This is a genomic window from Streptomyces sp. NPDC016845 (genome assembly GCF_044332585.1).
Taxonomy (GTDB): Bacteria; Actinomycetota; Actinomycetes; order Streptomycetales; family Streptomycetaceae; genus Streptomyces.
Window position 1 is genome coordinate 40388 of sequence record NZ_JBIRPI010000015.1, and the last position, 19535, is coordinate 59922.

A 19535-nucleotide genomic window follows, 5' to 3' on the forward strand; every position below is an offset into this window, starting at 1 on the left:
GCCCAGGGGGACGGTACTCCTGCCCCCGGGCCGGCTTCCGGGCGCAAGCACTTATCCGGCCGATTCCCCCAAGACCGGACGCTGCCGGAGCTGAAACATCTGGCAGGTGGTACCGCTACGGTGATCGACCATGACAGCTCTCATCGTCGGCGCGAGCGGCTTCCTCGGCGGCGCACTGGTACGCCACGCACAGGCATCGGGCCGGGACGTCACCGCCACGTACGCCACTCGGCCCGGCACCGCGGCCGACGCCGACTGGCACGAGCTGGACCTGCGCGACCCGGCCGCCATCACGGATCTGTTCGACAAACTCGCGCCCAGGGCCGTCATCAACGCGGCGAGCCGGTCGGCCGACTGGAGCGTCACGGCAGAAGGCGCCGGCCGTCTCGCGCGGGCGGCGAAGGCGCATGGCTCGCGCCTCGTGCACATCTCCAGTGACGCCGTCTTCTCCGGCCGTGCCTCGCCGTACGCGGAGAGCTGCTCGCCCGACCCGCTCACCCCGTACGGAGCGGCGAAAGCCGCGGCCGAGACCGCGGTGCGTCTCCTCGCTCCGGACGCCGTTGTCGCCCGTACGTCGCTCATCATCGGCGACGGCGCCTCCGAGCACGAGCGCGTCGTCCACGACCTGGTCCACGGCGTGCGCACGGGCGTCGTGTTCACCGACGACATCCGCTGTCCCGTGCACGTCGACGACCTGGCCGCCGCGGTGTGGGAGCTCGCCGGGAACGAGGCCCGGGGCGTGTGCCACCTGGGTGGGCCGGAGGCCGTCAGCCGCCACGAACTCGGTGTGCTGATCGCCGAGCGCGACGGTCTGGACCCGAAGCGGCTGCCCACCGGGCGACGCGCGGACAGCGGCCTGCCCGGCGGGCTCGACGTGCGCCTCGACAGCCGGGCCACGCAGCGACAACTGCGCACCCGTCTGCGCGGCGCACGGGAATTTCTCGGCGGCCAGGAAGCCACGTCGGGATCTTCTCCCCGCACGCCGAGGCGTTCGGCGATGATGCCCCGGTGACCCACCGCATCAGCGCCTTCATCTCGGCCCTCGGCGTTCTTGCCGGCGCCCTTCTGCTCACCTTCGCCGTTCGTGAGCACCGGTCAGGAGCGTCGGCCCTGTGGGTCGGCGTCGGAGCAGCGATCTTCTTCGGAGCCTCGTACGCGCTCGTGCGGGACGTACGGCGACTCCGCTCGGGACCGGCCGCCTGACGCGCAGCGCCTCATGGGCGCCGGGAGAGGGCCACCCCGGCCAGGCAGAGCGCGCCGCCGACCAGCCCGTACGTCGTCGGGATCTCGGAGAGCAGCAGCCATGACAGCAGTACCGATACAGCGGGGACGGCGTAGGTCACGGCGGAGAGCCGGCCGGCGTTCATGCGGCGCAGCGCGTAGGCCCAGGCGGTGAAGCCGATCGCGGTGGGGAACACGCCCAGGTAGCCGGCGGCGAGGACCGCTCCCACCGGCGCTTCCCGCACCTCGCCGGCCAGCTGCGGCGCCCAGGGCAGCAGGACGGCCGTGGCGACGACGCAGCCGAGCCAGATCGCGGTGAATCCGTCGACGTGGCGGAGTGTGACCTTCTGGACCATGACACCCGCGGCGTAGAGCACAGCGGCCAGCAGGCACAGCAGGACACCCGCCCAGTCGCGCTGCGCGCTCGCTCCGGCCGCGATGATCGCGGTGCCGCCGAGCGCGACGAGCGAGCCGACGACGAGCGATCGCGAGAAGGCCTCACCGAGGAACTTGCCGGCGGCGACGGCGACAAGGAGCGGCGCGATGTTCACCAGCAAGGCCGCGGTCCCGGCGTCGACATGCTGCTCACCCGCGTTGAGAGCGACGGTGTAGCCGGCGAGCCACAGCACGGCGTAGGCCGCGATCAGCAGGAACGCCCTGCGGGACACGCGGACCCGGACGGTCCCCCTGACCACCGCGAGCACCGTGAGCGTGACGGCCGCGACGCCGAGCCGCAGCAGTGCCAGCGGCGCGGGGGACAGCGCGTCTCCGATGCCTCGGATGGCGACGAACGCGGAGGCCCACAGCACGACGGCGAGCCCGGCGGCGGCCGCGGTTCTGCCGACGTTCGTGCTGGTGGCGATGGGCTGGGTGGTCTCGCGCAGATCGGTCACTTGGCCATCCTCGGCCGCCCCCTGTGTACAGGACAAGCGACGACTTCTGTACGTTCGTTAAGCGCGGCTGTACGGTACGCGCATGCTGGACATTCCCCGACTTCGCGTGCTGCGGGCGGTCGTCGCGACGAGTTCGATCCGTGCGAGCGCCGCCGCGCTCGGCTACACCCCCTCCGCGGTGAGCCAGCAGCTCGCCACCCTGCAACGGGAGACCGGACTGCAGCTGTTCGAACGCTCCGGTCGCGGCATCGAGCCCACCGCGGCGGGCCGGATCCTCGCGGCTGAGGCCGACACGTTGTTCGAGGCGTTCGGCCGGGTCGAGCGGGTGGTCGGGGACCTGCGGGCCGGCCGGGTGGGCAGTCTCTCGGTCGGCTACTTCAGCTCGGCCGGTGCGGCGCTGCTGGCGCCGGTCGTCGCCGCGCTGCGGACCGAGTTCGCGGAGCTCCGGCTGGATCTGCTGCTGACCGAGTTCACCCCGGGAGACCCGGACCTGGACATCTTCGTCGAGGAGTCGGGCGCCGAGCATGCCGGGGCCGTTCGCGTGCACCGGCTCGCCGAGGACCCCTACTTCGCCGTCGTCCGGGTCGACGACCCGATCGCCGGGCTGCCGGAGGTGGCGTTGGCGGACCTCGCCGAGCGGCACTGGGTGGACAACGACCTCCGCGAAGGGGCCTGCCGCCAGGTGCTCCTCAACGCCTGCGCGCAGGCCGGGTTCGCCCCGCGCTTCGTGGTGGAGACGCACGACTACCGGACGGCGATGTCCTTCGTGGCGACGGGCATCGGGCTGACGGTGGTACCGGCGCTCGGCATCGGCGAACTGCCGCGGGAGCTGACGACCGTCGCGCTGGTGTCCCCGACCCCGGTGCGGTATCTCAGCCTCGCGGTGAAGGAATCGGTGGCGCGGCACCCGGCCGTCCGGCGCGCCGTCGAGTTGTTGGAGGGCTTGGTGTCCGCGGCGAAGGCCGAGCGGACCGGGGCACTCGGCGCTTGACGACCCGGCAGGTCCGCTCCAGGTACCCGGCGCCGCTCGGCGCCGACCCGCCCGGCGCGGGACCTTGCGGCCCTGCCCGAGCGCTGGACCCTAAGCTGCCGCGGTGCACACTGTGGAGCTGCTGGTCGATCGCGTGACGGAGCAACGGGTGGTCGGCGTCTGGCGCGCGCTCGCCGCCACCGGCCTGCCCAGCCAGGCCGGCCACCACCACCCCACCAACCGGCCGCATCTGACCCTGGCCACGTCGGCCGAGCTGCCGCCAGGCGGGTGGCGCGCACTCGCACGGACTCTGAGCGCGCTTCCTGTGCCCCTGCGCCTTGAGGGCGTGCTCCGCTTCGACGGTCGGACCCGGGTACTGGCCTGGCGCGTCGTTCCCGGCGCTGAACTGACGGCGATTCACCGGCAGGTGTGGGAGCAGCTGCACACAGACGGCGAAGGCAAGAGCGATGGCGGCGCGAACCGCAATCCTCTGCACGCCCCCGGGAGCTGGACTCCGCACCTCACCCTCGGCAGATCGCGTTCCGCCGCCGCTTGTTGGCCCGACGAACTGCTGCCCGTGGAGCTGGCCGAGCCGTGGGAGGGAAATTTCACACAGGCCCGCAGCTACGACTCCGTACGGCGAACGGTGGAACTGCTGGCCTGACACGGCCCATTGCGACCGTGCGTGGTCCCGAACGCCTCCACTTCTTCGCCGCCCCTGTGCCCTTCGCCATGACGCGCGACGGACGCATCACCGACGGCAACACCATCCTCCTGCTGCAATCGGCCGCCCTGAACGGCCTGTTGACGCCGCAGCCGCCCGGCTGACGCCGAATGCCGCCCGCCGACCATGACTCCACGACCGCGCTCAGCCAGCCGACAGGAGCGGAAGGTCGTCGGGGGAGTGGCGCGTCATCGGCCGAACCAGTCGTACAGGCGCGGATGCGTGCTCCCCGACATGCAGTCCTCGCCGCTGGACAGGGTGGAGTGATAGTGCGTGGCCATCTGCGAGGAGTCGAAGGTGGAACCGTACGGATCGGAGGACAGCGTCGGGCAGTCGGGCCCGACCGGCTGCACCGCCCACCAGGCCAGCAGGCACAAGCCGAAGAAGGCCATCGATGCGACGACGGCCGGGCGTCGGAGGGTGGGAAGGAGACGAGACATCACCATCGGATCGTACGGATCACGCGGATCGGCGCGCGAGGGCGGGCGGTCGGGGCTTCAGCACCTACGTGTTCGCTCGCAGGCCGAGCACGGGGGTCGTGGTGGATGCCGGATCGGCCGTCAGTGCTCAAGGGCCAGGTAGCCAGGTGACGGATCGATCAGCTCCGGGTGTTCCACTGTGTACCGATCGCCATGGACCGCCAGCATCGCCCAGTGCCACGCCTCGTCGTGAAATACCAGCCCGCGGTACGGGGCCTCGGCCGGCTCGTACGGGTAGCGTTCCAGGGCGGCCTCACCGGCCTCCTTCGGCGCCAGCCCGCCGTGATGCTCCATCACCCATGCATAAGCGCGCCGCTCGGACTGCAGATAGTCGAGATACTCGGCTTCGGTCCATGTCACCGCTCAACGATAGGCCGTCGCCGAAGAGGGTGACGTGCCACTGAGAGTGCCGTACCTCCGTCGGCGGCTGCCGGACACGGTTCGATCCACGCCGAGCACGCAGCCCTGCCGGCCGCTCAACCCCGCCTGCCGAGCGCCGACTTAGAAAACGATGCCCGGGGGACAGGGGGCGGCTAGATTGAAGCAGAACCGATCAAGTGATCGAAGGTTGAGGAGGACCCAGGTATGTCGGACCTGTCGATGTCCCGCGACGAAGAACCCACCATCGCGGCCCAACTCCGCACCGATGTGTCGCACTCGGCCAGGATCTGGAACTACTGGCTGGGCGGCAAGGACCACTACCCCGTCGATGCGGAGGTCGGGGAGCAGATCCTCGGCTTCGTACCCGCCCTGCCCCGGTCCGCCGTGGCCGACCGGAAATTCCTCGCGCGGGCCGTGGAGTTCCTCGTCACCGAGGCGGGCATCGGGCAGTTCCTCGACATCGGCGCCGGACTGCCCACGGTCGACAACACCCATGAGGTCGCCCAACGGCACGACCCGACCGCCCGGATCGTGTACGTGGACAACGACCCCATCGTGCTCCGGCACGCCCAGGCCCTGCTCACCAGCACCGCCCAGGGGGCCACGGACTACATCGAGGCCGACCTGAGCTCCCCGGAGATCATCCTCGAACGCGCCGCTCAGACACTGGACTTCCGTCGGCCTGTCGCTCTGACGATGCTCGGCGTCATCAACTTCATCACGGACACCGACCAGGCCCGGGCGATCGTGCAACAGCTCCTGGACGCTGTGCCGTCCGGCAGCTATCTGGTCATCTCCCATCCAACCGTCGAGGTGGACGGCGAGGCGATGACAGAAGCCGTGCGCTACTGGAACGGCCAGGGCTCCGCCCCGATGACGCTGCGCACCCGTACGGAACTGCTGCGGCTGTTCGAAGGCGTGGAACTGCTCGATCCCGGCGTCGTCTCGTGCTCGCGCTGGCGCAACGACAGATCGGCGGCGGCCGGCATCGTGGACGTGACGCACTTCTGCGGTGTGGCCAGGAAGCCGTAGGGAGACGAGCTGACCCGAGTCACTCACGTACCGCCGTGCGACCGACGACCCCGTTCTGTTCCACCTTCCGCACTCGCCATGGCCGGGCTCGCGCTCGCCCTGCTCCGCGTCTCCTGGGCCGCGACCGCGCAGCTGACCCGGTCCCTGTGGCTGCTCGTCGTCGGCGTGGTGGTGCTGGACTTCGCGGTTCAGGTCGTGCACGTGAGCAACCAGCATCCGCTGACCACCGGACGGCCGTCCACTCGCCGAGACGGTAGTCGCCTGCCGCGCACCAACCGCCGCGCGGCAGGCGACCGAGGCCTCGCCGAGCCGACCACGGGCTACGGGCTACGGGCTTCGGGCTACGCCGCGATCACCGCCACCCCCGTTCGTCCGCCGTCCACGTCCACCACGGTGCCGTGGACGAAGGACGCCTCGTCGCTCGCCAGCCACAGGGCTGCGTGGGCGATCGCGGCGGGTGTGCCCACGGTTCCGGCCGGGGTGCCGTGCATCATGACCTGGCCCTGGTGGGGGTCGCTGCCTTCCGGGGAGGGAGGCAGGATGACTCCGGGGGAGACGGCGTTGACGCGTACGCCCTGGGGGCCGAACTCCGCCGACCAGGCACGGGTCAGGGTCTCCATGGCGCCCTTGGTGGAGCTGTAGAGCGCGCCCGCGGGGACACCGAGGCGGGCGATCCAGGAGCCGAGGTTGACGATCGTGCCACCGCCTGCGGCGGCCATGGCGGGGGCAACGGCGGCGGTGAGGAAGAACGGTGCTTTCACGTTCACGGCGTAGACGTGGTCGAAGGTCTTCTCGTCGGTGTCGGTGGTGCCGGGGGACGGATAGATGCCGGCGTTGTTGACCAGTACGTCGATCCGGCCGCCCAGGGCCGCGGTGGCTTGCCCGGCGAGTTCGCGGGACGCCTCCGCGCTGCCGTCGAGGTCCGCTGCCACGAAGTCGGCCCGGCCGCCCGAGGCGCGGATTCCGGCGATGACGGCGGCTCCGCGTTCCGTGTTGCGCCCGGACACGACGACGTGGGCGCCCTCGGCGGCGAACACCTCGGCGATGGCCTGACCGATGTTGCTGGTGGACCCGGTGACCAGTGCTGTCTTGCCGTGCAGTCGTCCAGTCATGGCGTGCTCTCCCTGTTCGGTCCGTGTTCTGTGTGGCGTGCGCTCTGTCGCGTGATGCCTACGGTGCTCCGCCGAAAATGGACTGGCAAGTCCAGAACAGGGGTACCGTTGCCACGTACGTCTCTGGAGAGAGGGCCGGCATGGGCGAGACGCTGACCGCGAAAGGGCGGGCCACCCGCGCCCGCATTGTCGAGGGTGCGGCCGAGGTGCTGCGCGAGCAGGGGGTTTCCTTCACACGGCTCGACGACATCCGGGACCGTACCGCCACCAGCAAGAGCCAGCTGTTCCACTACTTTCCCGGCGGCAAGGACGACCTGCTCCTCGCTGTGGCCCAGTTCGAGGCCGACCGGGTGCTCGAGGACCAGCAGCCGCACCTGGGCCGCCTCGACTCGTGGGAATCATGGCAGCGATGGCGGGACGTGGTGGTGGAGCGCTATGAACTCCAGGGCGACCATTGCCCGTTGGGCGCACTGTTCCTCCAGGTCGGGCGGTCGAGTCCGGGCGCGCAGGCGATCGTCACCGAGCTGATGCGGCAGTGGCAGGAGCAACTCGCCCGCGGAGTCCGCGCCATGCAGGACAAGGGCCTCGCATCGCCCCGCCTCGACACGGACCGTACGGCTGCCGCCCTGCTCGCGGGGGTCCAGGGCGGCGTCACGATCATGATGTCCACCGGTGACTCGACCCATCTCAGGGCGGCCCTCGACACCGGGATCGAGCATCTGCGGTCCTTCGCCTGAGGGGTTGAGCCGGTTGCTCTCAGCTGCTCTCAGCGCGGCGCGGTGCTCGGCCGGCCGCTCACGCGAGTGTCTCCACGGCGCTGGCGCGCTCCAGCGATCGACGACCCCGCGCGCTCGTCGACGCCGCGTTCGTCGAAGAGCCGCCGGAGCCCGGAGCTACTTCCTCGCGCCCCAGTCCCTGCCGTACGGGTCTGTCGGCCACGGCGGCAGCCCCGCACCCAGGGTCCGGGCGCGCCGCCCCGCTACGTGGCCCCCGATGCCGAGACCGGCCCCGCACAGCAGCGACAGTCCTCCGAGAAGAGCGAGGGCCAGCAGCATCAGCGGCAGGGTGCCCTCTCCGTCCCGCACTCGGCCGCGTACCCCGGAGGCGGCGACGGTGCCCGACCGATCGCCGAGGAAGAAGCGTGAGTCGTAGGAGTCGGGCCGATTGTCGCCGAGGAGGAACAGCCGCCCGGCCGGGACGGTCACGTCGTACGTGGGCAGAGTCGGCACACCGAACACGTCTCGCTCGACGTACGGCTCGTCGAGCTCCTTGCCGTTCACCAGGACGCGCGTACCGTCGGGGGACTTCACATGGTCCCCGCCCAGGCCGATCACCCGTTGCAGGACCGGTGCGCCCCGGTACCGGCCGGGGATCTGGACGAGGACGACGTCCCCCCGGTGTATCCCGTTCTCGCCGAGGCCTTCGATCATCAGCCGGTCGCCCGGGCCGAAGGTGGGCCGCATCGCGTCGCTCGCGACGGTGACCCGCTCGTAGGCCGGGCCGCCGCCGTGCACGATCCCGGCGATCGCGCCCAGCAGCAGCACGGCCCCGAGCGGCGCGAGTATCCAGCCGGCGACTCTCAGCCCGCGACCCGGTCTTCGGTGCTGCGTCAACGTCATCCCCATATCCCCATGTCCCCGCCCTGCGGCGTACTCGTGAGAGGTCTCTCGCCCCTCCTCCGACTCAGCGCGCGGAGGTGCGAGAACGTCACGGTCGCCGAGTCTGCGGCCCGCCACGCCCGGCGGGGACTGTCACCGGCTCCCGGTGAGATGGGCGCTGATGACGACGTTGCCGTTGTACTGCCCGCGTGCGTGGTCGTAGCCGCCGCCGCAGGTGATCAGGCGCAGTTCGGCGCGGCCGGTGTCGGCGTACACCTTGTCGTCGGGGTAGTCGGCGGCGTCGTAGACGTCGATGGCGTCGATGGTGAAGCGCGCGGTCACCTTGTCCTGGCGGGGCACATCGATGTGCATGCCCGGTCGGAGGGTGCCGAGGTCGTAGAAGACGGCGCGGCCGGAGGGAAGGTCGACGTGTCCGGCGATGATGGCGGTGCCCCGGCTGCCGGGGGAGGGGCCGTCACTCCACCAGCCGGCGAGTTTAGGGTCGTCCTTCGGGGGCGCGTCCAGACGGCCGTCGTCGGCGAGGCGCAGGCCGGTCAGCGGGGCGTCGACGCGGAGGGCGGGGATCTGTACGCGCGTGGGCCGCGACGCCCGCAGAGGGTGTGCGGCGGGGGCGGCGGCGGAGGTGCGTTGGCTGTGGCGTCGCGGCGGCTGGGGCGGCTCCTCGCTCTGCTCGAGGCCGGTGAAGCCGAAGGCGACAGCCGCGCTGCCGATCAGGAGCAGCGCCCATATGCAGCCCGCGGCGCGGGACTTGAACCTGGATGTGGGGTGCGCGGCCACGTCCCGCCCTCCCGAGATGTGTCGTCGTCGAGGTGGGTGCCGCCCAGAGAGAGCCCTGGGCGGCGCCCGGTCACCGGGCCGGCGGTCAGTGCTGCCGGCGGCCGGAAACCGTGCGGCGGTGCAGGTAGACACCCGCGGCGGCGGTGACGGCGAGACCGCCGGCGGCGGCCAGGGCCGGGGTGCCGAACAGGTCGGTGGAGCCGGTGCCGGTGTGCATCGCACCGGTCGGCTTCCGGGTGGGATTCATGACGGTGTCGCCACAGACGCGCTGCGCCTCGGAAGCGGTGGAGTCGGCCTTCTGCTTGAGCTGGTCGACGTTGTCCTTCTCGGCCTGGCCGGGGTGACCGCCGTTGTCGATCGTCTTCTGGTAGTCGGCCAGGGCGGACTTGTACGCGGTCTCCGCCTCCTGGGCGGAGGCGGTGGCCGGGTCGCACCGGGTGTCGGATGCCGAGGCCGTCGGCGCGGCGAACAGCAGAGCGGTGCCGACGAGGACGGTGCCGGTGGCTATCTTCAGCGAACGCATGTACTTCCTCCAGAGGAAGAGCCCGCGGCACACCGTAGGCCGCTGTGAAGGGCTCCTGGCTGGAGGTAAACCCGCTCGCCCCGATGGTGCGCGACACGCCGTGTCGGTTCCGGTCTTCCCGGGCGCGTCGGTGCGGGCAACGTCGCAGGCCAGATGGGGTGGCTCCGGCCAACGGGTGAAGTCGTCCCGGGTGCGCCGAACGGGCGTAGTCCGCGAGGTGTGCGGAGGTGTCCGGATCGGGATCGTCCGGCCGTCGCTGTCCGGCGCTGTCCGGAAGACGGGACCGTCGGGGCGTCAGCCGACGGACGGTGACAGAATGGCGCCGTGCGAGCGTCGGTGGGAATCACCTTTGACCAAGGCCCGGAGCAGTCGGTGATCGCCCTGACGGGTGAGTGCGACGGCGATACCGGGCCTGCCCTGACAGCGGCTTTGACCAAGGCGCTGGCGGGCGCGCCCGAGATTGTGGTGGTGGACGTGGCGGGCCTGCGCTTCGCCGACTCCACGCTCCTGCACGCACTGCTCGAAGCATGGCGGACACAGAACGACCGGCAGCGTCGGCTCGTCGTGCGCGGGCCGCTCAGCGTCGGCGTGCGGCGCCTGCTGACGGAGACGGGGACCCTGGGCCTCCTCATGGACCCGCCGGGGCAAGGTTGCGAGGATCAGGGGTGTACGGAGTGAGTACGGTGTGCAGGCCCCCGGCCGGGGCCCGGACCAGCGCGTGGTCCCAGTGATGGGGGCGGGGCGCGGCGGCGACCGCGAGCTGCCCCGGGACACCGCCGACGACGCCACCTATCTGTCGGGCGCGCGGGCGCGGGAGCAGGTGCGGAACGTCGTGCTGGCCTGCGCGGCGGAGGCCGGGAAGGCGCCGGACTCCGTGCAACAGCGGGTGGCCGACGCGGAGTTGATCTGTTCGGAGCTGGTCTCCAACGCGCGCCGCCACGGCAGCGGCCTCACCTCGTTCCGGGTGTGGCACGAACGCGGCTGCGTCCTGATCCAGGTGAGCGACCGCAGCGCGGCCCTGCCGGTCACCTCCGAGGGGCCCCGGGCCGAACCGGGCGGCTTCGGCTGGGCGCTGGTGCGCAAGCTGGCCGCGAGCGTCTCGGTGGACGCGCACTCCGACGGCAGCGGGAAGACCATCACCGCCTACCTGCCCATGGGCTGACGCGAACCCGCTGGGCGACCGGGCCGCTGAGGCGCTTCCGCGGCGCCGGGCGTGAAGAATGAGGGCATGGAACTCACCCAGATACGCCTGCTGGTGTCCGACTTCAGCGCCGTCTACCGCTTCTACCGGGACGTACTCGGGCTGAAGCCGCAGGTCGAGGCGGAGAACGGCCCGTACGCCAAGCTCGGCCCCGACACCGGACACGCCGCGATCGCGCTGCAGGACCGTGCGCGGATGGCCGGTGTGCTGGAACGGCTGGAAGCGGAGGGGGAAGGCCACCGGGCGCTGGTCGTGCTCCGCGTGGACGACCTGGACGCGACCCACAAGGCGCTCACCGCGCGCGGCGCGGAGTTCCTCCGGGAACCGGGCCCGATGGGCGACCGGATGCGGGTCGCCTACCTGGAGGACCCGGAGGGAAACCTGATCGAACTCCAGGAATGGCTGGCGCTGCGCACGGGGGCCTGAGCGAGGGCCTGAGCGGGGGCCTGAGCGGCCGGCTCAGCCCCGATGGACCGGCGCTCGCCGAGGCCCCGCTCAAGCCCGCGCCGGGCCGGTCAGTTCGCCGGAGGCTCGGCCGTGGCGGTGAGGTCGGTCAGGCCGGAGATGGCCAGGACCGGGGCCAGGAGCGGGTTGGCGATGAGCCGGATGCGGTCGGCGTGGGGGAAGAGCACGCTCAGGCCCGCGCTGTCGAGATACTCGACGCCGCTGAGATCGAGGACGAGAGCGCCGGACGTGTCCTCGATCGCGGCGGCCAGCTCGGCGGCGTTGCTCATGTCGATCTCGCCCACCGCGGTCAACACGGCGGCGCCGTCCGCCTGCCGGCCGGGCGTGAGGGTCAGAGGGGTAGTCATCAGGCGATCCTCGTGTGCATGTCGACGGTGGTGCCGGCCGGTCCGGGGACGACGGTGACCTGCTGCATCAGGGCACGCATCAGCCTCAGACCGCGGCCGCGGTGGGTGTTGAGCTCGGGCTGGGGGGTCTTCCACCGACCGGTGTCGGCGATCGTCAGGCGCAGGTTGTCGACGAACGCCTCGGCACGGAAATGGACGACGTCACCGGGGGCGTCGCGGTGCCCGTGCTCGATGGCGTTGGCACAGGCTTCCCCTGCGGCGACCAAGATGTTCTGCGCCGTTGTCGGCGGCAGTTCGCACTGTTCGAGCCAGCTGCGCAGGGCCTTGCGGACGGGTGCGAGCTGCGCCGACTCGGCGGGGAAGGACATCTCCAGCGGCGCCGGGTGCCGGTACAGGAGCAGGGCCACGTCGTCGTCGAAGCCGTCGGCTGGGGCCAGGCGGGACATGACGTCGGTGGCGAGGTCGTCGACCGCGGTGTCGCGGCCGTCCTGGAGAGCCTCGCCGGCCTGGGCGATCCCGGCGCTGAGCGGGCGGCGGCGGCGTTCGACGAGCCCGTCGGTGTACAGCAGCAGGGTGGAGCGTGCCGGGATGGTGCAGGTGGCCTCGGGGCGCGGGTTGCCGGGCCGGACGGCCAGGGGCAGCGACCGGCCGCCTTCGAGGAGGATGGTGGTGGCGTCGGGGCGGACGAGTATCCCCGGCGGGTGCCCGGCGCTGGAGTAGGTCAGCTGACCGGTCTCGGCGTTGAGGACACCGCAGAACACGGTGGTGCACATGGCTCCGGGCACACCCGCGGCGAACTGGTCGAGCGCCATGAGGGTCTGCGCGGGGCTGGCGTCCTGCAGCAGCAGGGCGCGGCAGGCGCTGCGCAGCTGCCCCATCACGCTGGCCGCCTCCAGACCGCGGCCGACGCAGTCACCGACGACGATGCCGATACGGCTGTCGGGCAGGGTGACGGTGTCGTACCAGTCGCCGCCGACCTCCAGGGGCTGGGTGGCGGGCTCGTAGCGGACGGCGAATCCGGCGGGCAGTTGGGGAGGGCCGAGGATGGCGCGTTGCAGCGCGATGGCCGTCTCGCGCTGCTGGTCGATCTGGTGGGCGCGGGCGAGACCCTGGGCGAGGTGCCCGGCCAGCAGGGACAGCAGGAGTTCGTCCTCGCCGCTGAAGGGGCGGTTCTCGCCGAGGTCGATCCACAGCGCGAGCGGACCGTCGGGGTATTCGAGGGAGATCCCCGCTCCGCCCTGGTCGAGGAGGGGCGTGAGTGGTGCCTGCCGGCGCAGTTCGGCGAGGGTGCGGCGGCGTTCGGTGGACAGCTGCTGCCAGGTGAGGGCGGGGTCGGTGGAGGTGAGGGTGGGTTCGTCGCCGTGGTCGAAGACGGCGGCCGTGACGCGCTGGGCCCGCCACAGCTCCCTGAGTTCACCAAGTGCGCCGGTCACCGCCTCGGAGAGGCTGGTGGCCCGGGAGAGTGAGGTGCTGAGGGCCGCCAGGGCGCTCTCGCGCTGGATGGCGTAGTGCTCGGCGCTCACGTCGCGGAAGGTGCCGACGACGACGGAGCGTCCGGTGTCGGGGTCCCGGACCTGGTTGAACGTGGCGGTGACCCACAGCCGGTGGCCGTCGCGGTGGGTGACGGGGATGGTGTAGCTGCCCCGGCTCCGGTCGAGCAGCGTGGCGAAGGCGTCGGCGACCTGCCGGTGGGCCTCGGGGTCCGTGGCGGCGTCGGGCCACCAGGGGTGGATCGGCTGGTAGGGGAGGTGGTCGGTGTCGTAGCCGAGGATGGTGGTGAAGGCGGCGTTGATCTCGATGACGGCACCCTCCTCGTCGCAGACGAAGAAGGCCTCCTGGAGGGAGTCGACCAGCGCCGTGCGCCATCGGGCGTGGTGGTTGCGCAGCCGCGCCAGCTCGACGTTGGCGCGGACCCGGGCGAGGAACTCGGCGGCCGCGAACGGCTTGACGAGGTAGTCGTCGGCGCCGGCCTGCAGCCCCTCGATGGATGCCTCCTGACCGGCGCGGGCGGACAGCAGCAGCACCGGCACGGACGCGGTCCGCGGGTCGTTGCGCAGGAGACCGACCAGGGCCAGCCCGTCCAGGTGGGGCATCATGACGTCGCTGACCACCAGGTCGGGGGCGTCGTCCCGGATCGCGTCCAGCGCCTGGCGGCCGTCGTCGGCGGTGTGCACCTCGTAGCCGGCGCCGCGCAGCAGCCTGCTGAGGTACTCGCGCATGTCGGCGTTGTCGTCGGCGACCAGGATCCGGGCGAGGGCGGCTGTCTGCGTAGCGGTGGCCGGCGGTGCGTCGGCGTGATCAGCCGCATCCTCGTCCTCGGAGGGCGCCTGCTTGTCGGGAAGCCAGCGCAGGGCTTCCTGTACGAACGGGTCGGCCGCGTGAAGCGCGGAGCCCGTGCCGTCGTCGTCGGGGCGGACGGCGTCGGAGGGCAGGTGGGCCCGGCCGAAGGGCAGCCGGATGGTGAAGCGGGTGCCCTCGTTCTCGGTGCTGTCGGCGGTGATGGTGCCGCCGTGCAGGGTGACCAGCTCCTTCACCAGGGCCAGACCGATGCCGCTGCCCTCGTTGGAGCGTGAGCGTGCGTTCTCGATGCGGTGGAACCGCTCGAACAGCCGTGGCATCTCTGCGGCGGCCACGCCGATACCGGTGTCGTGGATGTTCACCACGGCTTCGGGGCCTTCGGCATGCACGGTGACGCGGATCGAGCCCTCGAAGGTGAACTTCAGCGCGTTGCTGAGAAGGTTGAGGACGATCTTCTCCCACATGCCCCGGTCGATGTGGACGGGCTCGGGCAGCGGTGCGCAGTCGACGTCGAAGTCCAGGCCGGCCTTGTCGATCGCGGAACGGAAGACGCTGGCCAGCTCGCCGGTGACCGTGGCCAGGTCGACCGGCTCGTAGCTGGCCTGCATCCGGCCCGCCTCGATGCGGGAGAAGTCCAGGAGGGTGTTGACCAGCTTGCCGAGGCGCAGCCCGTTGCGGTGCATGACGTCCAGTTCCTCGCGCACGCGGGGAGCCGCGTCGGCGAGTTCGTCCTGCAGCCCTTCGAGCGGCCCCATGATCAGGGTGAGAGGGGTGCGGAACTCGTGGCTGATGTTGGAGAAGAACGTGGTCTTCGCCCGGTCCAGCTCCGCGAGCTCCTCGGCCCGGCGCTGCTGGGCCTGGTAGCTGCGGGCGCTGGCGATCCCGGTGGCGACGTGCCCGGCGACCAGTTCCACGAAGCCGCGGTAGTCCCCGTCGAGCGCCCGGTAGCGGTTCAGACCGGCCACCATGAACCCGTACGGGGCACCGCCCTGCTGCAGCAAGGGCACGACCAACGCCTGACCGGGTGCTTTGGCCCACGCCCCGGATGGCAGAGCGGCGAACGGCGGCCCGTCGAGGAGCACCGTGGTGCTCTCTCCGCGGGCCGCGGCGGCAGCCGGCCACAGCGTCTCGGCGCCTGCCGGGAGGAGGTCCGGTGCGGCGGGGTGGCCGGCCGGGATGCCGCTCGTCGCGGCGAGAGCGGCGCTGCCGTCGTCCCCGAGCAGGTAGGTCAGGGTGAACGGCAGATCGTGCGGGTTGCGGTCGAGCTGCTCACCGGCGAAGTCGAGCATCTCCTGCTCGGTGCGGACCACGCTCGGATCGGAGCCGAGATCCCGCAACGTGGCCATACGGCGCTCGCCGATGACACGCTCGGTGTCCTCGCTGACCACGCACAGCATGCCGACCACGGCACCGGCGTCATCGCGCAAGGGGCTGTAGGAGAAGGTGTGGTAACTCTCCTCGACGTAACCCGAGCGCCTCACGAACAACAGCAGCGCTTCGTCCCACGTCGACTCACCCGTCGTCAGAACGGTGTCGATACGGGGCCCGATGTCGTCCCAGATCTCCGCCCACACCTCGCTGGAGGCGCGGCCCAGCGCCCACGGGTACTTCTGGCCCAGGGTGTTGCGGCGGTAGGCGTCGTTGCAGAAGAACGTCAGCTCGGGGCCCCAGGCCATCCACATGGCGAACTTCGACGACAGCAGAATGCTCACAGCCGTCTTCAGACTCTGCGGCCAGCTCTCCGGCTCGCCGAGGGAGGTCGCCGACCAGTCCACACGGGACAGATCCCGGCCGACCCTCTCCTCCGCCGCGAAGATGTCGCCCCCGGCCCTCGACGGCACGCTCGGTTCGCCGTCGTCCGCACGTGTCACTGAACACCCTTTCCTTCGCCCCGGCCCCCGGCGGAATCGCACCCTGCGGGCCGCTCCATTGTGCCGTGAAGTCCTATGCCCTGAAGAAGAGAATTCCTGCGCCCGCCGGGAAGCCTTTTCGACGCGGGCCGTAGGATGAGACGGCCGTGCCTGAAGGCGGCAGTCACATCGGTCGGCACCGGGCGGAAGGCAGCGCATGACGGCGGTCCAGCGCTTCGCGCCGGCGCACTGCCGCCCGACCCGCATGTCATCCAGCCGGCCGTGCCGCGCAGACTTCGCACCGATCTGGGCACTGGAGTCAGAGACGACACCGAGCTGTTCGCTCAGTCCGTCCCACCTCCCGGCCTCAGCGTTCCCGTACAGGAGAAAAGGTGACCGACCGCACCCTTACCGCCACCCGGAGTTCAGACCCCTCGGGGGTCGTCGTGCTGACCGTGGCCGGCGAACTCGATCACCACACGGCCCCGGAGGTCACCCAGGTCCTGCAACAGACACCCTTCACCCCTGACACCCCGGTGGTCCTCGACCTCGCGGGCCTCACCTACTGCGACTCCACCGGCATCACGGTGCTCGTCAGCGCCTACAACCGGTCCCGGGAAAGCGGCACTCCGCTGGTCCTCGCCGCGGTGCGGGACGACCTCATGCGCGTGCTCCAGATCGTCGGGCTCGACCAGATCTTCACCTTCCGTCCCACCGTCGACGAGGCCGTCACCGCTCTGCGCACCTCCGCCGAGTCCTGACCCGGCGAAGCGGGGTCCGGCCCGGCGGGACCCCGCGTGTCACCCTCTCGCCACTCGCCCGCGGGCCGGTCGCGGAGCCGCCCCGTTGCTTGAGGGCACGGGGCTCCGGCGCCGCGGCGTCGGCCTTGCTTGCATGTGGCCGGGCGGGCGAGGGAGGCTGGTGGGAAACTGACACCGCTGCCCCCCATGACCCCGGAGGCAAGAGTTGACGTTCGACGCATCGAAGCAGACGGCCGCCTGCCCGGAGCTGGAGAGGGCCGAGGCGCGGGTCGCGGCGCTGGAGAGGGAAGTCGCCCAGCTGAGAGAGGCGGTCGCCTCGCACGCGGACGTCGACCGGGCGCTCGGCGTCATCGTGGCCACGGCCCACGTTCCGCCCGGCCGGGCGTGGGAGATGCTGCGTGACATCTCTCAGCACACGAACATCAAGCTCCGCCACGTGGCGATCCTGATCACCCAGTGGGGCCACAGCGGCGCCCTGCCCACCAGAATCCGTACCGAACTCCTCCGGCAACTGCGCCGCTGCCGCCGACGCCCACGCGCCGAAGCGCCGGAGATGCCGCGCTGATTGTCGGTATCGGCTGCCGAGGAGTCAGGAAGAGTGTGGTGGGGCCGCGGCCGTTCACGCGGTCCCGCACCGCCGCGCGCGTCCGCCCTCCGACTCCGTCAGCCCAGAGAGGCGAGCAGTTCGTCGCAAGCCTGCTCGCAGCGGCGGCATGCCTCGGCGCAGACGCGGCAGTGCTCGTGCCGGTCGGCGTGGCGCGCGCATTCGTCGCCGCAGGCTTTGCAGACAGCGGCGCACGCCGTGAGGACGGCGCGGGTGATGCCGGGGTCGGGGTCCGTCCGGCGCGAGAGGACGGCGGCGGTCGCGGTGCAGATGTCGGCGCAGTCGGCGTCGGTCCTGACGCACTTGGTCAGCTCGGCGACCATGTCCTCCGCGAGGCAGGCGTCCGCACAGGCGGTACACGTCTGGGCGCAGGCCACGCACTCCTCGATGCAGCGGACCAGCTTGTCGCGGTCGACGCCGCCCAGGTCGGCGGGGTGGGCGGCGAGCATTTCCTTGACCGTCGTCGTACTCATACGGGGCCTCCGTCGGGCGTTGTGCCAGTGTGTGCCGCGCGGGCCGGCGGCTGCCCTGTACGCGTAACACCATGCAGCGGGCGGGAAACCCGACCGGACACGAACAGCCGAGGACGGCACGGCGTCCTGCCCGCCGCATCGACCCTGTGACCTACGAGCGTTCGACGCATGCCTGAAACGCTGACGATGTTGACGATGTGCCCCTGCCCGGCGGGAAGTACGAAGGCCAGTGCGGTGCGGCAACCGTGCGTCACCCCGGTGACGTTGACGTCGATGTCGATGTCGATGTCGCCCAGCAGAACTCGGCAGCCGTCCGCGGCCGGCCGCGTGGCGATCGCCCGGCCGATACCGCTTCCCGCCCCGGTGACGACAGCCACCGGGGCGGCCACCGGGGCGCGTCCGGCCGGAGACGGGGGTGTCGCGCGCCGCGGTGGTCATCTCAGGCGACCTGGTCGCACCGCACGATGCTCTGCGCCATGTGGTACAGCAGCTGTCGGCCGCCGGACGGCAGCAGAGGTTCCAACCGCTTCCACGCGCCGTCCACGGTGCGGACGAGCTCGTCCCGGCAGGCTCGCACGGCCCCGCAGGCCTCCAGCCGCCGGCACGCCTCGGAAACGGCCGCGGTGCTTCCCGTGCCGTCCCTCACCTGACGCCAGATCAGCTTCAGGCGCTGATGCGGCAGCCGCTCCACCGCGTGCGCCAGCGGCATGGTCACCTTGCCCGCGCGCAGGTCCTCGGCGACCTGTTTCGTCAGCGCCCCGCCCAGCGTGACACCGCGGAGATCGGCCACGTCGTCGGCGATCTGGTAGGCGGTGCCCACCGCGGAGCCGAAGGCCCGCAACGCCTCGCGCAGCGGGGGACCGGCGCGGGTGACCACGCCCGCCGTCTCCAGGCAGGCCGCGACCGGGGCACCGGACTTGAGGGAATGCGTGAGGCGGACCAGATCCAGCACCGTGCGCTGATCCCGGTCGGCCACGGCTTGGTCCATCTCCTGGCGATGGCCCTGCAGGTCCAGCGCCTGCCCGACGTGCGCCGCGCGCAGGGCGGCCACCAGCAGGCCGCGCAGTTCCGCGCCGCACGCGGCGTCGTCCGGGAAGGACAGCTGGATCGCCCGTTCCCACAGGAAGTACGCGGCCGTACCGGCGTTCAGGGCGGCGGGCACCCCGAACACGGTGTGCGCCGCGGGCCGCCCGCGGCGCAGCGGTGAGCTGTCCTGGACGTCATCGACGATCAGCGAGCCGGTGTGGAGCAGCTCCAGCGCGGCGACCAGCGGCCCGCAGCGTTCGCTGTCCCCGCCCAGCAGTGTGATGGCCTCCCAGGCCAGCGCCAGCCGCCAGCGCCGTCCGCCGGCGTCGGTCAGGTGGCGGACGGGGGCGGTCAGCGAGCGGTTCAGCCGGTGGGCGAGTGCGCCCTCGCTCACATGGCCGACTCCGGTCGCGTGTCCGGGGGGCAGCCAGGTCCGGCTCGCGTCCGCGGGAGCGTGGGGGCACAGACGGTCGATGTGGTGGTCGATGCGCCGCGCCGTCCGGTCGATACGCCTCCGGACGGAGGCGGCGTCCGGGGGCTGGGCCGTGAGCGCGTCACCGGAGGACGGGGGAGGGCCGGGCATGGAGCGACTCGCTTTCCGTCAGAGCCGAGGGGGTGAGCACTTCTGTGGCGAGTGACCCGCCTCGTGCATATAACCGCTCGTAAGCCCTGGTCGCCCCAAGTCACTCAAATGATCGGGCGACGGCACCCGAGTGCGTCGGTCCGCGGGACACGGCCCGGCGACAGGGGTGCCGCACCGTGCTCGCCTCGTACGTGCG

At 71.5% G+C, this 19535-nt stretch carries 23 protein-coding genes and 1 pseudogene; 13 read left to right on the forward strand and 11 right to left on the reverse strand.

Going from position 1 to position 19535, the window contains the following annotated elements:
* Nucleotides 1-130: 130 nt before the first annotated feature.
* Complete coding sequence (locus tag ACH4RC_RS28840) at nucleotides 131-1012, forward strand: SDR family oxidoreductase (RefSeq protein WP_398206091.1); 882 nt, start codon at nucleotides 131-133, stop codon at nucleotides 1010-1012.
* Nucleotides 1009-1203: a hypothetical protein gene (locus ACH4RC_RS28845; protein ID WP_398206092.1), complete on the forward strand. Its 195-nt coding sequence runs from the start codon at nucleotides 1009-1011 to the stop codon at nucleotides 1201-1203. The genes ACH4RC_RS28840 and ACH4RC_RS28845 overlap by 4 nt, the downstream gene beginning before the upstream one ends.
* 11 nt (nucleotides 1204-1214) lie before the next feature.
* Here the strand turns inward: ACH4RC_RS28845 and ACH4RC_RS28850 are convergent, their stop codons facing one another.
* On the reverse strand, nucleotides 1215-2114 hold the full coding sequence (locus tag ACH4RC_RS28850; RefSeq protein WP_398206093.1) for a DMT family transporter: 900 nt from the start codon (nucleotides 2112-2114) through the stop codon (nucleotides 1215-1217).
* 82 nt (nucleotides 2115-2196) lie between these two features.
* Here ACH4RC_RS28850 and ACH4RC_RS28855 point away from each other — a divergent pair, with 82 nt between their 5' ends.
* From ACH4RC_RS28855 to ACH4RC_RS28865, 3 genes are all read left to right on the forward strand, one after another.
* Nucleotides 2197-3105, forward strand: coding sequence for a LysR family transcriptional regulator (locus tag ACH4RC_RS28855; RefSeq protein WP_398206095.1), 909 nt, complete (start codon nucleotides 2197-2199; stop codon nucleotides 3103-3105).
* Nucleotides 3106-3208: 103 nt separating this feature from the next.
* On the forward strand, nucleotides 3209-3748 hold the full coding sequence (locus tag ACH4RC_RS28860) for a 2'-5' RNA ligase family protein (RefSeq protein WP_398206096.1): 540 nt from the start codon (nucleotides 3209-3211) through the stop codon (nucleotides 3746-3748).
* 17 nt (nucleotides 3749-3765) lie between these two features.
* A complete protein-coding gene (locus ACH4RC_RS28865) occupies nucleotides 3766-3912 on the forward strand; it encodes a hypothetical protein (RefSeq protein ID WP_398206098.1) in 147 nt (48 codons plus the stop codon).
* A gap of 84 nt (nucleotides 3913-3996) precedes the next feature.
* On the opposite strand, the gene ACH4RC_RS28870 is transcribed toward ACH4RC_RS28865, so the two are convergent.
* The gene (locus ACH4RC_RS28870; protein ID WP_398206099.1) at nucleotides 3997-4248 is read right to left on the reverse strand and encodes a hypothetical protein; all 252 of its coding nucleotides are present in this window, start codon (nucleotides 4246-4248) and stop codon (nucleotides 3997-3999) included.
* Nucleotides 4249-4368: 120 nt separating this feature from the next.
* A complete protein-coding gene (locus ACH4RC_RS28875; protein ID WP_398206101.1) occupies nucleotides 4369-4647 on the reverse strand; it encodes a hypothetical protein in 279 nt (92 codons plus the stop codon).
* Nucleotides 4648-4872: 225 nt separating this feature from the next.
* Here ACH4RC_RS28875 and ACH4RC_RS28880 point away from each other — a divergent pair, with 225 nt between their 5' ends.
* Together ACH4RC_RS28880 and ACH4RC_RS28885 are read left to right on the forward strand one after the other, a co-directional pair.
* Complete coding sequence (locus tag ACH4RC_RS28880; protein ID WP_398206102.1) at nucleotides 4873-5700, forward strand: SAM-dependent methyltransferase; 828 nt, start codon at nucleotides 4873-4875, stop codon at nucleotides 5698-5700.
* Between the two features lie 69 nt (nucleotides 5701-5769).
* Nucleotides 5770-5937, forward strand: a pseudogene (locus ACH4RC_RS28885) (MFS transporter); the annotation flags it as partial.
* Nucleotides 5938-6041: 104 nt separating this feature from the next.
* On the opposite strand, the gene ACH4RC_RS28890 reads toward ACH4RC_RS28885, so the two are convergent.
* Complete coding sequence (locus ACH4RC_RS28890; RefSeq protein ID WP_398206103.1) at nucleotides 6042-6812, reverse strand: SDR family NAD(P)-dependent oxidoreductase; 771 nt, start codon at nucleotides 6810-6812, stop codon at nucleotides 6042-6044.
* Nucleotides 6813-6952: 140 nt separating this feature from the next.
* Here ACH4RC_RS28890 and ACH4RC_RS28895 point away from each other — a divergent pair, with 140 nt between their 5' ends.
* Entirely contained in the window at nucleotides 6953-7549 is a 597-nt protein-coding gene (locus ACH4RC_RS28895; protein WP_398206104.1) for a TetR/AcrR family transcriptional regulator, read from the forward strand.
* Between the two features lie 156 nt (nucleotides 7550-7705).
* On the opposite strand, the gene lepB is transcribed toward ACH4RC_RS28895, so the two are convergent.
* From lepB to ACH4RC_RS28910, 3 genes are all read right to left on the reverse strand, one after another.
* A complete protein-coding gene (gene lepB, locus ACH4RC_RS28900) occupies nucleotides 7706-8431 on the reverse strand; it encodes a signal peptidase I (protein WP_398206106.1) in 726 nt (241 codons plus the stop codon).
* A gap of 132 nt (nucleotides 8432-8563) precedes the next feature.
* Entirely contained in the window at nucleotides 8564-9208 is a 645-nt protein-coding gene (locus ACH4RC_RS28905; protein WP_398206107.1) for a class F sortase, read from the reverse strand.
* Between the two features lie 85 nt (nucleotides 9209-9293).
* Nucleotides 9294-9731: a hypothetical protein gene (locus ACH4RC_RS28910; RefSeq protein ID WP_398206108.1), complete on the reverse strand. Its 438-nt coding sequence runs from the start codon at nucleotides 9729-9731 to the stop codon at nucleotides 9294-9296.
* 336 nt (nucleotides 9732-10067) lie between these two features.
* Between ACH4RC_RS28910 and ACH4RC_RS28915 the strand changes: the two genes are divergently transcribed.
* The 3 genes from ACH4RC_RS28915 to ACH4RC_RS28925 all read left to right on the forward strand — a co-directional run bounded on the left by ACH4RC_RS28915 (nucleotide 10068) and on the right by ACH4RC_RS28925 (nucleotide 11358).
* Nucleotides 10068-10409 carry an STAS domain-containing protein gene (locus ACH4RC_RS28915; RefSeq protein WP_398206110.1) on the forward strand — a complete coding sequence of 114 codons (342 nt, stop codon included), beginning with the start codon at nucleotides 10068-10070 and terminating at the stop codon, nucleotides 10407-10409.
* Between the two features lie 40 nt (nucleotides 10410-10449).
* The gene (locus ACH4RC_RS28920; protein WP_398206111.1) at nucleotides 10450-10893 is read left to right on the forward strand and encodes an ATP-binding protein; all 444 of its coding nucleotides are present in this window, start codon (nucleotides 10450-10452) and stop codon (nucleotides 10891-10893) included.
* A 66-nt stretch (nucleotides 10894-10959) separates the two neighbouring features.
* The gene (locus ACH4RC_RS28925; RefSeq protein ID WP_398206112.1) at nucleotides 10960-11358 is read left to right on the forward strand and encodes a VOC family protein; all 399 of its coding nucleotides are present in this window, start codon (nucleotides 10960-10962) and stop codon (nucleotides 11356-11358) included.
* An 89-nt stretch (nucleotides 11359-11447) separates the two neighbouring features.
* Here the strand turns inward: ACH4RC_RS28925 and ACH4RC_RS28930 are convergent, their stop codons facing one another.
* Both ACH4RC_RS28930 and ACH4RC_RS28935 read right to left on the reverse strand, forming a co-directional pair.
* Nucleotides 11448-11744 (reverse strand): STAS domain-containing protein, encoded by a 297-nt coding sequence (locus tag ACH4RC_RS28930; protein ID WP_398206114.1) that lies wholly within the window; start codon nucleotides 11742-11744, stop codon nucleotides 11448-11450.
* A complete protein-coding gene (locus ACH4RC_RS28935) occupies nucleotides 11744-15913 on the reverse strand; it encodes a SpoIIE family protein phosphatase (RefSeq protein ID WP_398206115.1) in 4170 nt (1389 codons plus the stop codon). The genes ACH4RC_RS28930 and ACH4RC_RS28935 overlap by 1 nt, the downstream gene beginning before the upstream one ends.
* 371 nt (nucleotides 15914-16284) lie before the next feature.
* Between ACH4RC_RS28935 and ACH4RC_RS28940 the strand changes: the two genes are divergently transcribed.
* Both ACH4RC_RS28940 and ACH4RC_RS28945 read left to right on the forward strand, forming a co-directional pair.
* Nucleotides 16285-16653, forward strand: a complete 369-nt coding sequence (locus ACH4RC_RS28940) for an STAS domain-containing protein (RefSeq protein WP_398206117.1) — start codon at nucleotides 16285-16287, stop codon at nucleotides 16651-16653.
* Between the two features lie 205 nt (nucleotides 16654-16858).
* Nucleotides 16859-17218, forward strand: a complete 360-nt coding sequence (locus tag ACH4RC_RS28945; RefSeq protein ID WP_398206119.1) for an ANTAR domain-containing protein — start codon at nucleotides 16859-16861, stop codon at nucleotides 17216-17218.
* Nucleotides 17219-17316: 98 nt separating this feature from the next.
* Here ACH4RC_RS28945 and ACH4RC_RS28950 read toward each other — a convergent pair whose 3' ends face one another.
* Both ACH4RC_RS28950 and ACH4RC_RS28955 read right to left on the reverse strand, forming a co-directional pair.
* Nucleotides 17317-17730 (reverse strand): four-helix bundle copper-binding protein, encoded by a 414-nt coding sequence (locus tag ACH4RC_RS28950; protein ID WP_398206120.1) that lies wholly within the window; start codon nucleotides 17728-17730, stop codon nucleotides 17317-17319.
* Nucleotides 17731-18169: 439 nt separating this feature from the next.
* Nucleotides 18170-19339: a polyprenyl synthetase family protein gene (locus tag ACH4RC_RS28955; protein WP_398206122.1), complete on the reverse strand. Its 1170-nt coding sequence runs from the start codon at nucleotides 19337-19339 to the stop codon at nucleotides 18170-18172.
* Nucleotides 19340-19535: the final 196 nt, after the last annotated feature.

Excerpts from the sequence above, each read along its gene's own strand:
- lepB (WP_398206106.1), bottom strand. The coding sequence starts at position 8,431 with ATGACGTTGACGCAGCACCGAAGACCGGGTCGCGGGCTGAGAGTCGCC.
- ACH4RC_RS28880 (WP_398206102.1), top strand. The coding sequence starts at position 4,873 with ATGTCGGACCTGTCGATGTCCCGCGACGAAGAACCCACCATCGCGGCC.
- ACH4RC_RS28950 (WP_398206120.1), bottom strand. The coding sequence starts at position 17,730 with ATGAGTACGACGACGGTCAAGGAAATGCTCGCCGCCCACCCCGCCGAC.
- ACH4RC_RS28930 (WP_398206114.1), bottom strand. The coding sequence starts at position 11,744 with ATGACTACCCCTCTGACCCTCACGCCCGGCCGGCAGGCGGACGGCGCC.
- ACH4RC_RS28955 (WP_398206122.1), bottom strand. The coding sequence starts at position 19,339 with ATGCCCGGCCCTCCCCCGTCCTCCGGTGACGCGCTCACGGCCCAGCCC.
- ACH4RC_RS28910 (WP_398206108.1), bottom strand. The coding sequence starts at position 9,731 with ATGCGTTCGCTGAAGATAGCCACCGGCACCGTCCTCGTCGGCACCGCT.
- ACH4RC_RS28895 (WP_398206104.1), top strand. The coding sequence starts at position 6,953 with ATGGGCGAGACGCTGACCGCGAAAGGGCGGGCCACCCGCGCCCGCATT.
- ACH4RC_RS28870 (WP_398206099.1), bottom strand. The coding sequence starts at position 4,248 with ATGTCTCGTCTCCTTCCCACCCTCCGACGCCCGGCCGTCGTCGCATCG.
- ACH4RC_RS28890 (WP_398206103.1), bottom strand. The coding sequence starts at position 6,812 with ATGACTGGACGACTGCACGGCAAGACAGCACTGGTCACCGGGTCCACC.
- ACH4RC_RS28855 (WP_398206095.1), top strand. The coding sequence starts at position 2,197 with ATGCTGGACATTCCCCGACTTCGCGTGCTGCGGGCGGTCGTCGCGACG.
- ACH4RC_RS28925 (WP_398206112.1), top strand. The coding sequence starts at position 10,960 with ATGGAACTCACCCAGATACGCCTGCTGGTGTCCGACTTCAGCGCCGTC.
- ACH4RC_RS28840 (WP_398206091.1), top strand. The coding sequence starts at position 131 with ATGACAGCTCTCATCGTCGGCGCGAGCGGCTTCCTCGGCGGCGCACTG.